Genomic DNA, 16,052 nt, shown 5'->3' with positions numbered 1-16,052 from the left:
ATTATTAAAAATTCATAATACACTCAATATCAATAACATTATAAAAACAAAAAAAAAGCGCTAATTTTTAAATTAGCGCTTTTTATATAAACTATTGTATTGCCAAATCGATAAAACAAAATATATTCTATCAACTTAATAATAAATATTATCTAGTAGCTGTACCTGTAACCGTTGCATTAATGTTAGCCTCTAAGCTAACACCATTACTATCAACACCCTCTCTACCACTAAATGGCTTAAAAAAGAAAGGCGTAGTATCATTAGTTCCTTCTACATCTGGCTCAATAGAAATAACAACTGGTCTACCTGTTACTACACCATCAATACCTGCCGGTAAAAAAGAAAGAAAGTCCTCCCCCGGAAAAGCAGGAGCTGGCTCGTTACCACTATAAGGAGATGCAGAATCTACACCTGAAGCAGATGTAAATTTACCCATAGATAATGGTACATCTTCCGTTCCGTTGTTAAATACAACCCAACCTTCGTATTTCCAACCTGCACTTAAAGTAGGTAAATTTACTAAACTTGCACTTGTACCTGACATATCAGCAAACCAAACACCCATATCATCGTTACCATTATTTACTCCACCTGCATTATCTGTAGGAGTTGCTGTGATAAAAGAACCTGAAAAAGGTAGCGTTGATGAGTTAAACACACCAACTTGGTCATTAATTACTAAAGATGCTGCATTAGCTGCAAACGACCCTGATAAAATTTTTGTTGCACTTGGTAATGGATCAGAATCTGATGCTGGCTCTAGAGATAAAACAAATGCTGTGGCAGCATCTAAATCTTCCGTTGGAATATCAAAAGTAGTTTTTGAAGCCACTCCAGCGTCATTTACTGTAAACGTACCTGTTGTTTGGGGGGCACCATCTACCATTATCCATCCTTCATATACTAAGTTATCACCTAAGTTACCTAAACCATTAAAATTTAATGTAAGTGTACTTGTTGGGATTACTACTGCTGGTGTTGATGCGTCATCATCACTACTACAAGACGTAGCAAGTGCACCTAATGCTAAAGAAGCAAAAATCATTTTTTTAATCATAGTTATTTTTTTTAAAGTTAAATTCAGTTTTTTTTCAGTGCAATATAGTCGTAATCAAGGAAAAAACTTACACCTATTATAAAAAAAACTCCTAATTACTATTAGGAGTTTTTAATATTACTTAAAATCTAATTACGCGTTATTCTCTTTTTTAATCAAGTTAAGCGCGCTTCCTTCGTTATACCAAGCAATTTGTGCTTCGTTATACGTATGATTTGTTACTACTGTATCTTTACTTCCATCGGCATGAACAACCTCAATTGTTAATGGCTTTCCTGGAGCAAACTCGTTTAAATCTACAAAGTTGAATGTATCATCTTCTAAAATTAAATCGTAATCTGCTTCATTATTAAATGTTAACCCTAACATCCCTTGTTTTTTAAGGTTTGTTTCGTGGATACGTGCAAAAGATTTTACAATTACCGCTACTACACCAAGATGTCTTGGCTCCATAGCTGCATGCTCTCTAGAAGATCCTTCTCCGTAGTTATGATCTCCAACGACAATAGTTTTGACACCCGCAGCTTTATAGGCTCTTGCAGTATCTGGTACACCACCAAACTCTCCTGTTAATTGATTTTTAACAAAGTTTGTCTTCTTACCAAATGCGTTAACAGCACCAATTAAACAGTTATTAGAAATATTATCTAAATGCCCTCTAAAACGTAACCATGGTCCAGCCATACTAATATGGTCTGTTGTACATTTTCCGAAAGCTTTTATTAATAATTTAGCACCAGAAATATCATTTCCAATAGGTGTAAATGGTGTTAATAATTGTAGTCTTTCAGAATCTGAAGCTACTTTTACTTCCACACCACTACCATCTTCATCCGGCGCTAAGTATCCATTTTCTTTTACTTCAAAACCTTTTGGAGGTAATTCCCATCCTGTTGGCTCATCAAACATTACTTCTTGGCCCTCTTCGTTTAATAACGAATCCGTTAAAGGATTAAAGTCTAAACGACCCGCAATTGCAATAGCAGCTGTAATCTCTGGAGAGGCTACAAAAGCATGTGTATTTGGGTTACCATCTGCACGTTTTGCAAAGTTTCGGTTAAACGAATGCACGATACTATTTTTAGGCGCATTTTTAGGATCACTATATCTTGCCCATTGTCCAATACATGGACCACAAGCATTGGTAAATATCTTAGCGTCTAATTTTTCAAAGATTCCTAAAATACCATCTCTATCTGCTGTGTAACGTACTTGCTCAGAACCTGGATTAATACCCAATTCTGCTTTCATTTTTATACCCTTATCTAACGCTTGTTGTGCAATAGAAGATGCACGCGATAAATCTTCGTAAGATGAGTTAGTACAAGAACCAATAAGTCCCCATTCTACTTGTAAAGGCCATTCGTTAGCTGTCGCTTTTTCTCCCATAGTTTTACCAACTGGTGTTGATAAATCTGGAGTAAAAGGTCCATTTAATAAAGGCCCTAATTCTGATAAGTTAATATCTATGACTTGATCAAAAAAGTTTTCTGGATTAGCATATACCTCTGCATCCGCAGTTAAATAGTCTTTAACTTTATTTGCTGCATCAGCAACATCAGCTCTATCTGTAGCACGTAAATAACGCTCCATAGACTCGTCATATCCAAAAGTAGAAGTTGTTGCTCCTATTTCTGCACCCATGTTACAAATAGTACCTTTTCCGGTACAAGACATTGATTTAGCACCTTCACCAAAATATTCAACAATTGCTCCTGTTCCTCCTTTAGCTGAAACAATACCAGCCACTTTTAAGATGACATCTTTTGGTGCTGTCCAACCAGATAATTTACCTGTCAATCTTACACCTATTAATTTAGGAAATTTAAGTTCCCAAGCCATACCTGCCATTACATCTACAGCATCAGCACCACCAACACCAATAGCTACCATACCTAAACCACCAGCATTTACTGTGTGAGAATCTGTACCAATCATCATTCCTCCTGGAAATGCATAATTTTCTAAAACTACTTGATGAATAATTCCTGCTCCTGGTTTCCAAAAACCAATTCCATATTTGTTAGAGACCGATTCTAGAAAGTTAAAAACTTCACTACTCACACTATTTGCGTGCTTTAAATCTGTTGTAGCACCATCTTTAGCTTGAATCAAATGATCACAATGCACCGTTGTCGGCACTGCAACATTGTCTTTTCCAGCTTGCATAAACTGTAATAGAGCCATTTGAGCTGTAGCATCCTGACATGCAATTCTATCTGGAGCAAAATCCACATAGTCTTTACCTCTTGTGAAGGCTTTTTCAGGGGTTCCATCCCAAAGGTGAGAATATAAAATCTTTTCAGAAAGTGTTAAAGGTTTACCTACAACTTTACGTGCTGCATCAACACGTTCCGTCATTTTAGAGTAAACTCCTTTAATCATATCGATATCAAATGCCATAAATTTTATTTTTTTTAGATTCTACTTTAATCCTTACAAGGTACGAAATATAGAGAGACTTTAAAAGCACCATTTATAGTATAGATTGATTCTAACATAAGTTATTTATATGTCACAGCTATTTAAAGTTACCGCATAAAAAAGCCCGAATCTAGGATTCAGGCTTTTTAATATATTTATTAAGTATTATGCTAACACTAACTTCTTTTTAGAAGGTTTAAAACTAGTTAATACGATTCCGTCAACTGCAGCTTCATATTCTGCCATTGTAGGCGTTCTTCCTAAAATAGTAGATAATACAACTACTGGTGTAGAAGATAATAAAGATTCTCCTTTCTTTTCTCCTGAATCTTTTACAACTCTACCTTGGAATAAACGTGTAGATGTAGCCATTACTGTATCTCCTGGTTCTGCTTTTTCTTGATTACCCATACAAAGGTTACATCCTGGACGCTCTAAATACAACATGTTTTCATATTTAGTACGTGCTAAACCTTTAGGTGCATTATCGTCAAATTCAAAACCTGAGTATTTAACTAATATATCCCAATCTCCTTCAGCTTTTAACTCATCAACAATATTATAAGTTGGAGGCGCTACTACTAATGGTGCATTAAATTCTACTTTACCATGCTGCGCTTCAATATTCTTCAACATTTGCGCTAAAATTTGCATATCCCCTTTATGAATCATACATGATCCAATAAACCCTAAATCTACGGTTTTAGTTCCTCCGTAGTAAGATAACGGTCTGATATTATCGTGCGTATAACGTTTTGATACGTCTTCATTATTTACATCAGGATCAGCAATCATTGGTTCAGCAATTTCATCCAAATCAACAACAACTTCTGCAAAATAATTAGCATCTGCATCTGGTTTTAAAGCTGGTTTAGCACCTGACTTTAATTCTTCGATTCTAGCATTAGCTTTTTCGACTAAACCTTTAAGCATTTGCTTTTCGTTATCCATTCCTTTATCAATCATGATTTGGATACGACCTTTAGCAATTTCTAAAGATTCTATTAATGTGTCTTCCTCTGAGATACAGATAGATGCTTTTGCTTTCATTTCGGCAGTCCAGTCCGTAAATGTAAACGCTTGATCAGCCGTAAGTGTCCCTAAGTGCACCTCAATAATTCTACCTTGGAATACGTTATCTCCACCAAACTGATTTAACATCTGCTCTTGCGTAGCATGTACTACATCACGGAAATCCATAAAAGATTTCATTTCTCCTTTAAAGGTTACTTTTACAGATTCTGGAATTGGCATTGTAGCTTCTCCTGTAGCTAATGCTAACGCGACTGTTCCTGAATCAGCTCCAAAAGCAACACCCTTTGACATACGTGTATGAGAATCTCCTCCAATAATAATATCCCAGTCATCCACAGCAAGGTCATTTAAAACCTTGTGGATTACATCCGTCATTGCATGATATTTCCCTTTAGGATCACGCGCAGTAATTAATCCAAAGTCATTCATAAAGGTCATTAACCTTGGAATGTTAGCCTTAGACTTGTCATCCCAAACAGACGCTGTATGACACCCTGATTGGTATCCTGCATCAACAATTGGTGAAATAATAGTAGCTGCCATCATCTCTAGTTCTTGAGACGTCATTAAACCCGTAGTATCTTGAGACCCAACAATGTTTACTTCTACTCTTACATTAGATCCTGCATGTAATGTTTTTCCTGGAGTTGTACCTACAGCATTTTTGTTGAAGATTTTTTCAACAGCAGTAAGCCCTTGTCCATCAATAGATACTTCTTTTGAAGTGGCATATACTTGAGGAATCTCTACTTCTAATATTTTACAAGCTAATGTTTGTAATTTTTTACCAAAAACAACAGCATAAGATCCACCTGCTTTAATAAACTCCATTTTTGGTGGCGTTAATGCAGCAGAAATATCTTTTAACTCTTTATCTCCGTTATATAATTTTTTAGTTTTAGTATTAATGGTTAATACTGTACCTGTTTCTACTGAATAGGTTTGCTTTAAAACTGGTTCTCCATCTGCATCTACAACAGTATTTCCGTCAGCATCTTTTTGCTTTTCCCAGTTTTTTAAATCAATACCAATACCTCCAGTTACTCCAACCGTAGTTAAAAAAATTGGTGCAATACCATTTGTCCCAGCAATTACTGGTGCAAAATTGATAAAAGGAACATATTTACTAAAAGGAACCCCAGTCCATAACGCCACGTTATTTACACCAGACATTCTAGAAGACCCTACTCCCATTGTTCCTTTCTCTGCGATTAACATCACACGTTTATCAGGGTGTTGCTCTTTTAAAGCTAACAATTGATTCTGCATGTCTTTGTTATGCTCAAACATACATTGACCATGTAATTCACGATCTGATCTTGAGTGTGCATCTGCACCCGGAGATAATAAATCTGTAGAGATATCTCCAACACCAGCAACAAAAGTTACTATTTCTATTTCTTCATCAACTTCTGGAAGTTTTGTAAAAAATTCTGCTTGAGCATAACTATCTAATAACTCTTTTGCAATAGTATTACCTGCTTTAAAAGCATTCTCTAAAAGCGCCATATCTGCTTCGTATAAAAACACTTGTGTCTTTAATACTTTTGCAGCTTCTGTAGCAATAGCAACATCGTTTCCTAAAGCTAAATCCAATAATACCTCAATAGATGGTCCACCCTTCATGTGTGACAATTGCTCAAAAGCAAAAGCAGGTGTAATTTCTTTAACTACAGCTTCACCTAAAATAATTTCCTTTAAAAACTTAGCTTTTACTCCTGCAGCACTAGTTGTTCCAGGTAAAACGTTATAGATAAAAAAGTTAAGAGACTCCGCTCTAAATTCATTATTTACATCAATAATTTGAGTAATAATATCGCTAAGTAATTCAGCACCATCAATTGGTTTAGGATGAAGTCCAAGTACTTTCCTGTCTTCTATCTCTTTAAGGTAATCTTTATAAGTGTTCATATAGTAATTAAAAGGATTATATTAAATCTTAAACGTCCAATTAAGCTAACCTTTTAGCTTAATTGGACCGCCTATTTAAGGCAAACAAAATTACGAAAAATTGAAGTATTTTGAAAATATATAAGATATTAGAACAATCACTAAATAAAATTCAATAAAAAGACCAAATACAACTTAAAAAATAGTAAAATGATAATTTTTAACACCTTAAAATATTAAATTAATAAGAAATCTAATTTGCAAACCATCCTTTAAACCGTGCAGAATCTCTAAATTTTATAATTGGATATTCAAAAAAGGAAAATAAGAGATAAGAAACCACAAAAGTAGCACTCCAATACAATCCTAAAACACCTAATTTACTTAAAGCAGATAGATCCGAAATAACAACATAGTGCTTAATACTTAATAGTATTATAGAATAATTTACTAAATAAATAGAATATGACCATAAACTAATGTTTGTAACAACCTTTTGAAACCTTAAAGTTGATCTCCAATTTGAAAACATAGGAAATGTGAGTAATATACTTATTGACACTATAGATAAATAATACACATTAAAGAACGTTGAAAAATGATCTGGATTTAATGAATTTATAAAAATATAGACATGAACACCCACAAATAAAACGACACCTAAACCAAAACTTATCCATTTATAACGTTTCCAAGCCATAGCATAATAGTATGCTATAAACGCAGCTAGGAAGCCATAGTAAATACTATCTAGTCTATACACTAAAACTTTACGTAAAGATTTACTCCATGAGAAGTGGTGAGGACTATTAGTAATACTAACATCAAAAATAAACCTATGAAAGATGGCGCTACTTATTACAAGCAGTGTTACAGCCAAAAACAACCATTTACCACTCTTTTTAAAAATTAAGCCTAAAACAAATAATAAAATTGGTCCGATTAAATAAGCAAACTCCTCAATAGTTAAGCTCCATGATTCCGTGAAAAAATCCGCCTGTTTATTTGAAAAATTCTGAAGAAAAAAGAAATACTTATAGAGCTGCTTTGGAACTTCAGTATTAAAAACAAATAACAATCCTATATTAATTAATAATACTAAATAATAATTAGGCAATGTCCGTAACCAACGACGCATCCAAAACTGGGTAAAATTTTTAAACTTAGTTTGTTTAGCTTCTATCTGTTTGATTAAAATACCTCCAATTAAAAAACCGCTAAGCACAAAAAAAAGATCAACACCAATGGTGCCCAAAAATTGAATGATTTTAATAAGTGTGGACTGCGACTCCGGAAAAATTAAGATAGTAGAATGTGAACATAATATGAGCAGGATTGCTAATGCCCTAACAACATCTAAACCAAATACTCTTTGTTTTTTTGCTGTTATAGATTTCAAAATAGAAAAGTTTAAATATTATTGTCTCGCTATTTTTATAAGCTTAATTATACCTAAAAAGATACCACAAAACTCAATAAATGTACCCAAAGTTAATATTAAACTTCCATTAGTCCAATGTTGGATTTTAAAAACAGCACCTACAACTGTTACTGCAATACCAATTAATAAGATAATAAATGGTACTAATAACTGTTTCAGTTTCATGTTAAAATAAACTTTTAATAATATGCTCAATAGTCACTCCCTCAGCTTCAGCTTTATAGTTTTTAATCATTCTATGACGTAAAATACTAGTTGCTACTGCTTGTACGTTTTCTATATCTGGAGAAAACTTACCGTTTATAGCCGCATGTGTTTTAGCTGCCAAAATTAAGTTTTGAGAAGCTCTTGGACCTGCTCCCCAATCTACATATTGCTTTACCAAATCAGAAGCTGCATCACTATTTGGTCTAGTTTTACCAACCATAGTTACCGCATATTCTATAACATTATCTGCTACAGGAATACGTCTAATTAACTGTTGAAAATCTACGATTTCTTGCGCAGTAAATAAGGCATTAACCGTTGGTTTATGATTAGAAGTTGTTGCTTTTACAACATCTACTTCTTCTTGAAAACTTGGGTAATCTAAATTGATAGCAAACATAAAACGATCTAATTGCGCTTCTGGAAGTGGATACGTTCCTTCTTGCTCAATTGGGTTTTGAGTTGCTAAAACAAAGTATGGTAAATCTAATTTGTAATGGTGTCCAGAAACCGTTACCGAACGCTCTTGCATCGCTTCTAGCAAGGCTGCTTGCGTTTTTGGAGGTGTACGGTTAATCTCATCTGCTAAAATAATATTAGCAAATATTGGTCCTTTAATAAATTTAAATTGTCTGCTTTCGTCTAGGATTTCGCTTCCTAAAATGTCACTTGGCATTAAATCTGGAGTAAACTGTATACGTTTAAAATCCAATCCTAAAGCTTGAGAAATAGTATTAACCATTAATGTTTTGGCCAATCCCGGAACACCAATTAATAAGGCGTGACCACCAGAAAAAATCGAGATTAAAATCTGATTAACTACATCGTCTTGTCCTATAATTACTTTGGCTACTTCTTGCCTTAACGCATTGTATCTTGTTACTAGAGATTTTACTGCTGCAACGTCTGACATATAAATCTATTTGTTTTTTAACCAGTTACTGCTAAAATCGCAATCTCTATGAGATTCGCTAATTTTAATGTAAGTATCATTAATTTTTTCGTCTTGCCACTCACCAATAGCATTGTATTGTTTTTCGTTTAAAGCTAATTCTTTAATCTTTAAATAATCACGAGAGTAATCTGCGTCATGCTCATCAATTCTATCCGTAACTGTAACTAACTTAAACTTGATGTTACCTTGTCTGTCAGAGTCTGTTAAAACATCACTTACTGTGTTGTTTTCTAAACCTTGTAGTTGTCCGTATAATTCAGGATCCATTTTAGTTAACTCAAAATTGTAATCTTGAGTTTGTGGATTAATTAGCTGTCCGCCTTGACTTTTAGTTTCTTTCTCGTCACTAAATTCTTTAGCAGCTTCAGCAAACGTGTAATCTCCATTATTAATATCGTCTCTAATTTTTTCTATTCTTTGTTTAGCTTCCATAACTTCTTCATCAGAAATTTCTGGAACTAAAAGGATATGACTCACATCATATTCTTGCCCTCTAATTTTTTCTAAATAAATAATATGGTATCCAAAGTCTGTTGCAAAAGGCTCAGAAATTTCTCCTTCTTGTAAAGAAAAAGCAACATCTCTAAATTCCTTTACCATTCTTGGGTTAGACCTATTCATTGGAGGTAATTTTCCTCCTGATTTTTTTGTTCCTGGATCATCAGAATAAAAAGCAGCTCTAGATCTAAAACTTTTCCCGTCTACTTCTACTTCTCTCTTATACTCTTTTAATTGATCAATGACACGTTGTCTTTCAGTTTCAGAAACTTTAGGCTCAATTATAATTTGTGCTACTTTAAGCTCTGTTCCAAATCTTGGACGTTCGTCTTTTGGTATTTTATTAAAAAACTGACGTACTTCTTCTGGAGTTACTTCAATCTCGTCAATAATTTTAGTCTTCATCTCTGAAGCTAATTTATTACTCTTGTTAATTTCAAACATTTCTTCTCTGAAACTAGCTTCGCTATCTTTTTTATAAAACTTTAGTAACTCATCCATGTTACCTTTGGTCTGTTGCAAGAATTGCTCAATTTGTTGATCTACTCTAGAGTTTATCTCAGCATCATTAACCACGATACTATCTTGAATAGCATGGTGTGCATATAGCTTATCTTCTAATAATTTACCAAACAGTTGACAATTAGATACCCCTTGTAAAGATGCACCTTGCGCCTTAAGTTGTAAAATCATTTTGTCAATATCACTATCCAATACAATGTAATCTCCAACTACTGCAGCAACACCGTCTACCTTAGTTGCTCCTTTAGTTACCGTAGTATCTTTAACTGTTTCTGGAGCAGTTTCGTCAATAATTTCTTGCGCTGAAGCAGTAAAATTTGCTAATAATAAAAACGCAAAAGCGGATAACGTTTTAGTTTTAATTGTAAATTTCAAATTGTTCGTTTTTAATGGCATCTTTAGTAATGTCCTTTTCTAATTGTTTAATCAATTCCAATTTTCGTTTATTAATAACGATTTGGTTAATTGTTGGTCTTACGTATTCTAATGGTGCTGTATCGTTTCTTAACAATACATCATTTATTTGCATCAAATATAATCCTAATGAGTCTTTGAGTTGTATAAAATTAGATTTTTTTAACAAATCATTTCTATTATCAATACCTACAGCTTCTATTTTCTTAATGACTTGATCTACTCTTATCCAAACGGAATCTTTTAAAGAATAGGATTTAAATTGAATTGAGATTGAATCCAATTCCTTTTTGTCCTTTGTGTTAAAACGTTTAAACTTTGTTTTAACCTTTTCTAGATCTAATCTATTTGCTTCAACATTGATGTATCTAAATTTTATTAAATCTTCATTTAATTTAAAAGCTTCCCTGTTGGCATCGTAATAAGAGACTGCCTCTGTATTAGACACTACAGTATCCAAATTTTTAGCAACCAAAGCCTCAACATAAGCTTTACTGTATAGATCATTTTTATACTGCTTAATTAACCTGTCAAACTTATCTAGTTTAGCGTCTGATAAATTAACTTGAGCATTTTGAACAAATAATTGTTGTGTTGCCCATTTAGTAATAAAATTATTAGCAAAAATAGCACTATCCGATTTACTTAAGTTATCGGGTAATACCTTTTTAAGGTCCTTTGTATATAAAAACACATCGTCCACTCTAGCTATAGCTTCTTCTAGAGGCACAGGTTTAAAATAGTCACAAGACCACAACAGACTAAATAACGCAAATATGTAGATGGTTTTTCTCAAATTATTTAAGTTGTTCTTTGACTTGATTTAAAGCCTCTTGATTAATAACTACTTTATACTTCTTTGCTAAACCAGACATCCATTCTTTTTCTTTTTCTTCCTGAAAATCTGCAATAACATGCCCCTTAGCTTCCTTAAAAGATTTTGAGGTTTTAGGTATCACTGACTTAAAGCTAACAACACTGTAAGCATCATTATGTGTAAAAATATCAGATACTCCTGTTTCTAATTTTAAGTCTTTTGGTAAAGCTTGATGGTTAGCATCTAGTATGTCTTCAATAAAGCTAACATTAATTTTAGACTCTGAGTTTAACTGCGCTTTAATTGTATCAGGACTAACATTAGAGCTTAGCATCTTTGCCACCTTTTTTATACTACTTTTTTTAGCTGAAGACGCTACAATTGCATCCACCCTAACATCATAAAAATAGTTGTCTTGGTGTAATGCAAAATACTGTTGTAAACCTATTGAATCTTGTTTTGCTGCATTCCAGATTTCCGTTTCCATCAAATCAAATAGCAATAAGCCATCTCTATACTCCATTAATATTTGAGCATAGTCTTCGTTTTCATTTTCTAAATTCTCTTCTTGGTATATTTTCAAACTACTTTCAACAAACAAGATATAATTATCTGCTACTAGCTTTTCTAATGCCACTTTAGCTTGACGTTTACGTTGGCTTTTTAGCAAAAATTCAGCAAAATCATGTTGGCTAAAAACTGTATTTCCGATCTTAAACAATTGTGTTTCTCCTTTAAAATCAGCAGGAATCTTCCAACTACTACTAAAATAAGTATCATTCAAAATAGACACTATCGGTGTTAAATCTGGAGTCGTTTTAGACACATTATATTTGTTGTACAATCCTTCCAAACGTTTATCATTAATGACCTTAGACCTAGAGTCACGTTTGATTTTATTTTTTAATTCAGGTGCTAATTCAGAAAACGATTTGATACCATGCTTTTCAATTAACTTAACAATGTGATATCCAAATTCCGATTTAAACGGTTTAGACACATCTTTTGCTTGCTCTAAAGCAAATGCCTGATCTTCAAAAGTCTTTGAACTTAATTGCCCTGCAGAAAACGTATTAAGTTGCCCACCGGTACTACTTGAGCTTTTATCTTCAGAAAACTGTTTTGCTAAGGCTCCAAAATCTTCACCTTGCTTTATACGTTTATATATTTCGTTTATACGACTTTGATTGTCCTCGCTATCCTCTTTGTCTAATAGCATAATATGTGCTACTGTAACATCCCCTCTGTTTTTACGCTTATCTTTTACTAATACAACGTGGTAGCCAAATTGTGTTCTAAAAGGCGCTGACCATTCTCCAACAGGCGTATTGTAAGCTGCATTCTCAAAAGAATACACCATTTTAAATGCTGTAAAATAACCTAACTCTTCTGCAAATAAGGTACGGCCATTATGGATATCCTTTTTTACAACATCAAAACCTTCATTTATAGCACGTATTCTTAATTTTTGGATCTCTTGAAATGCTAAAAGCGAATCCCTAGGGCTTGCATTTTCTTCTAATTTGACTAAAATATGATTAGCATCAACCTCCGTTTGTAGTCTATTGTAGGCTTCTTCAACTAACTGGTCTGTAACCTTATTATCATTTAAATAATTTTTAGCTAATTGGTCTTTATAATTACCAAACTCTCTTAAATAAGATGGTTTTTTGTCTAAGCCTAAAGTCTTAGCTTCCGCTATTTTAAGCTTATATTTTACAAATAAATCTAAATAATTATCAATATCTTTTTGAGAATCGTCTTTTACTAAATCTAAATTTTTATTGTAAACACGTTTAAACTCATTGGTATAAACTGGCACCTCATTTACCGTAAATAACACGGTTTTTTCTTGCGCACTAGCAAAAAAACAAGATACTATAAAGGCGATTAAAGTAGTACGTAAAACGTTCATTTTCATAAAAAAGGGCACTTTTATTAGCAATGTCGGCAAAAATAGCAATATTACACTATAATACAAGCACTTTTACAAACGATGCTAGATTCTATTTATTATATTATTGAAGTAAAAATCAAAACGCTAAAGTGGCATATTTATTGATACAAAAATGTTATAATAGTATTAAAGTTTTAGAAAAACTTAAATTAAAGTATTACATTTACTTGAATAGATTATTGATTATGGCTAAAAACTACATTTTAATTTTATTGCTTTTTGTTTTCAATGCTACTTTAGCAGAAGAAGCAACACCATTTAATAACAACAACCTTACTTATGATAGTATGGTTTCAGTTATTGATGCTTCAGACTTACAAGATAATAAAACAGCAGATTTTTCTGCAAAAATGGTCAAAAACCAATTATTAATTTCAAACTATAAAGGAAAAGTAACCATAAAGGCCTACTCTATTTTAGGAAAGGAAATACTAAGACTATCAGACATTGATGTTACTAATACATTTAGAAAAACATTAGACTTACCAAAAAATCAAATTAGCATTATAGTTATTGAAACTCCAAAATTTAGACATTCGTTAAAAGTCGTATTATAACAAAACACTGCTTTAACCAATATATTTAAACCTTTAGCGATTGTAATTTTACAATCGCTATTTTTTTTATAATTTTGAATCCCATTTAATAATGACAATGAAATATACTACTCAAATAATTATCAATAAGCCTTTATATGAGTGCCTTGATTTACTTGAAGACCACAACTCTAAAAAACACTGGCAAGACGGTCTTGAAAGCTTTGAGCACGTTTCTGGAGATTTAGGAAAAGTGGGATCTAAAATGAGATTAAATTATGTATTTGGTAAGCGAAAAATAAGCTTAACAGAAACCATAGCACAAAAGGAATTAGGAAAAACATTTCATGTTAATTATGACATGGATGGTATGCACAACATACAAGAAAATTATTTTGAAGCTTTAGATAGTAACACAACTAAATGGGTTAGTAATAATGAGTTTGCTCCGACCAGATTTAGAACACGAATGATGTTACTATTAATGCCAAAAGCATTTAAAAAACAATCTAAAAAGTATTTAGTAGATTTTAAACATTTTGCTGAAAACATTACAACAAGAAAATGAGACAACTTAAACTAATATGGGACTTTAGAGGTCCTGACGCCTTAAAAATTGCCGAACACCACGAAATACACCTAAAAGAATATATTGCAATAGAAAAAACAGAATTGAATATTACTGGGTTTCAGCAAATAAACGATATGTTAAGTATTGCATTTATGGTTGTAAATGAATCTGAAATGAAACCCGTACGTGATGCCTTAAAACCACATAGAGGTGAAATTTACAGTCCAGAACAATAACTAATAAAATATAAAATTTGAAAGCACAACCTAATCGTTGTGTTTTTTTTACTCTACAATGCTCAACTTACAGTTGTACAAAACAATTATATTAGATTGATTACGATAATCCACTTAATACATGAATAGACTAAAACAACACCTTCTTTTACTATTAGCACTTGTGTTTGTGACCTCATCTTGTGTTAATACTAAAACGACTACCTTAAAAACAGAAGACTGTATAAATAGTGTTGAAGGAACACTTATTGACATGACTGGATTAGATGGTTGTGGTTGGATGATTAAGCTTAAAGATGGCAAAAAAGTTAATCCAACAAATCTAAAACGCTTTAATATAGCATTGACCGCTAACAAAAATATTACGTTTAGCTATACCAAAAACAACGACATTGTTGGTATTTGTATGGCTGGTCAAATTGTAGACATCACTTGTATTCAGGACCAAAGCAAAGAATAATTAACAATACACGGGCATACTGGTCTATGTGCTAAAAAGCTGTTAAAAGCAATCTTGTATTTTACTAAAATTAAGATAAAGCTTATCTTGTTATTTATTGTTTCATAAAAATAAAATCATGACACACCTTACCTTAAACGACAACTCTAAAATACCTCTTATTGGTTTTGGAACGTACAAATGTACTGACCAAGAAGGGATTCAATCTGTAAAAAACGCCATAGATAAAGGGTATCGATTATTTGATACTGCAGCAATTTATGGTAATGAAGAGGCTGTTGCTAAAGGTATTGAAGCTAGTGGTATAGCACGAGAACAATTATATATTACCACAAAATTATGGAGAACACATTTAAATTATAAAGAGGCTAAAGCCGAATTTAATAAATCTCTAGAAAAATTAAAGTTAGATTACATTGATTTATACCTAATACATTGGCCTGCCAATACTAAAAATTACGATAATTGGCAACACGCTAATGCGGAAAGCTGGCGCGCAATGGAAGAATTGCAAGCCGAAGGTAAAATCAAGTCTATAGGAGTAAGTAATTTTTTTCAAGAACATTTAGAAGCTTTATTTAAAACAGCTAAAGTTATTCCAGCTGTTAATCAAATCGAGTTCCATCCGGGGTATTGGCAACAAGAATTAACTGATTATTGTAAAGCTAAAAATATAACCGTTGAGTCTTGGTCACCTTTAGCACGCGGAAAAGTATTTGACAATCAAGTTTTAAAGGATATTGCTAAACAGCACAATAAATCAGTATCACAGATTTGCTTACGTTGGGTTATTCAGCATAATGTAATTATAATACCAAAGTCTACCTCTCCAAATCGCATGGAAGAAAACCTAGACCTTTTTGATTTTGAATTATCGCAAAGCGACATGGAATTGATTAACGCATTACCAAAAATGGGGTTTAGTGGAGAGCATCCTAATTTTTGGCCTGACCGTATTAGTTAAATAAAAACGATACTTTTTTAAAAAGTAGACAGACCTGTCTACTTTTTAGAAATATTATTATATAT

At 32.7% G+C, this 16,052-nt stretch carries 14 protein-coding genes; 5 read left to right on the top strand and 9 right to left on the bottom strand.

Going from position 1 to position 16,052, the window contains the following annotated elements:
• Positions 1-148: 148 nt before the first annotated feature.
• The 9 genes from BMZ09_RS08445 to BMZ09_RS08405 all read right to left on the bottom strand — a co-directional run bounded on the left by BMZ09_RS08445 (position 149) and on the right by BMZ09_RS08405 (position 13,184).
• On the bottom strand, positions 149-1,060 hold the full coding sequence (locus tag BMZ09_RS08445) for an anti-sigma factor (protein WP_090839450.1): 912 nt from the start codon (positions 1,058-1,060) through the stop codon (positions 149-151).
• 132 nt (positions 1,061-1,192) lie between these two features.
• Positions 1,193-3,463, bottom strand: a complete 2,271-nt coding sequence (locus BMZ09_RS08440) for an aconitate hydratase (protein ID WP_090839448.1) — start codon at positions 3,461-3,463, stop codon at positions 1,193-1,195.
• Positions 3,464-3,649: 186 nt separating this feature from the next.
• Complete coding sequence (locus BMZ09_RS08435; RefSeq protein WP_090839446.1) at positions 3,650-6,430, bottom strand: bifunctional aconitate hydratase 2/2-methylisocitrate dehydratase; 2,781 nt, start codon at positions 6,428-6,430, stop codon at positions 3,650-3,652.
• A gap of 232 nt (positions 6,431-6,662) precedes the next feature.
• On the bottom strand, positions 6,663-7,808 hold the full coding sequence (locus tag BMZ09_RS08430) for an acyltransferase family protein (protein ID WP_177183520.1): 1,146 nt from the start codon (positions 7,806-7,808) through the stop codon (positions 6,663-6,665).
• A gap of 18 nt (positions 7,809-7,826) precedes the next feature.
• Complete coding sequence (locus BMZ09_RS08425) at positions 7,827-8,015, bottom strand: GldL-related protein (RefSeq protein ID WP_090839442.1); 189 nt, start codon at positions 8,013-8,015, stop codon at positions 7,827-7,829.
• A gap of 1 nt (position 8,016) precedes the next feature.
• On the bottom strand, positions 8,017-8,970 hold the full coding sequence (locus BMZ09_RS08420; RefSeq protein ID WP_090839440.1) for an AAA family ATPase: 954 nt from the start codon (positions 8,968-8,970) through the stop codon (positions 8,017-8,019).
• Between the two features lie 6 nt (positions 8,971-8,976).
• Complete coding sequence (locus BMZ09_RS08415) at positions 8,977-10,407, bottom strand: peptidylprolyl isomerase (RefSeq protein ID WP_317042607.1); 1,431 nt, start codon at positions 10,405-10,407, stop codon at positions 8,977-8,979.
• Complete coding sequence (locus BMZ09_RS08410) at positions 10,391-11,242, bottom strand: peptidyl-prolyl cis-trans isomerase (RefSeq protein ID WP_245741121.1); 852 nt, start codon at positions 11,240-11,242, stop codon at positions 10,391-10,393. Before BMZ09_RS08410 ends, BMZ09_RS08415 begins: the two co-directional genes overlap by 17 nt.
• A gap of 1 nt (position 11,243) precedes the next feature.
• Positions 11,244-13,184: a peptidylprolyl isomerase gene (locus BMZ09_RS08405; RefSeq protein WP_245741120.1), complete on the bottom strand. Its 1,941-nt coding sequence runs from the start codon at positions 13,182-13,184 to the stop codon at positions 11,244-11,246.
• A 221-nt stretch (positions 13,185-13,405) separates the two neighbouring features.
• Between BMZ09_RS08405 and BMZ09_RS08400 the strand changes: the two genes are divergently transcribed.
• From BMZ09_RS08400 to BMZ09_RS08380, 5 genes are all read left to right on the top strand, one after another.
• Positions 13,406-13,777, top strand: coding sequence for a hypothetical protein (locus tag BMZ09_RS08400; protein WP_090839435.1), 372 nt, complete (start codon positions 13,406-13,408; stop codon positions 13,775-13,777).
• Between the two features lie 97 nt (positions 13,778-13,874).
• Positions 13,875-14,324, top strand: coding sequence for an SRPBCC family protein (locus BMZ09_RS08395; RefSeq protein WP_090839433.1), 450 nt, complete (start codon positions 13,875-13,877; stop codon positions 14,322-14,324).
• Positions 14,321-14,563, top strand: a complete 243-nt coding sequence (locus tag BMZ09_RS08390; protein ID WP_090839430.1) for a hypothetical protein — start codon at positions 14,321-14,323, stop codon at positions 14,561-14,563. The genes BMZ09_RS08395 and BMZ09_RS08390 overlap by 4 nt, the downstream gene beginning before the upstream one ends.
• A 121-nt stretch (positions 14,564-14,684) precedes the next feature.
• Positions 14,685-15,023 carry a hypothetical protein gene (locus tag BMZ09_RS08385; RefSeq protein ID WP_090839428.1) on the top strand — a complete coding sequence of 113 codons (339 nt, stop codon included), beginning with the start codon at positions 14,685-14,687 and terminating at the stop codon, positions 15,021-15,023.
• A 118-nt stretch (positions 15,024-15,141) separates the two neighbouring features.
• Positions 15,142-15,987, top strand: a complete 846-nt coding sequence (locus BMZ09_RS08380) for an aldo/keto reductase (protein ID WP_090839426.1) — start codon at positions 15,142-15,144, stop codon at positions 15,985-15,987.
• Positions 15,988-16,052 lie beyond the last annotated feature (65 nt).

Source organism: Olleya namhaensis, assembly GCF_900114005.1.
GTDB lineage: Bacteria > Bacteroidota > Bacteroidia > Flavobacteriales > Flavobacteriaceae > Olleya > Olleya namhaensis.
The sequence above is the reverse complement of the archived record's forward strand: the minus strand, read 5'-3'. Positions and strand labels throughout refer to the sequence as shown.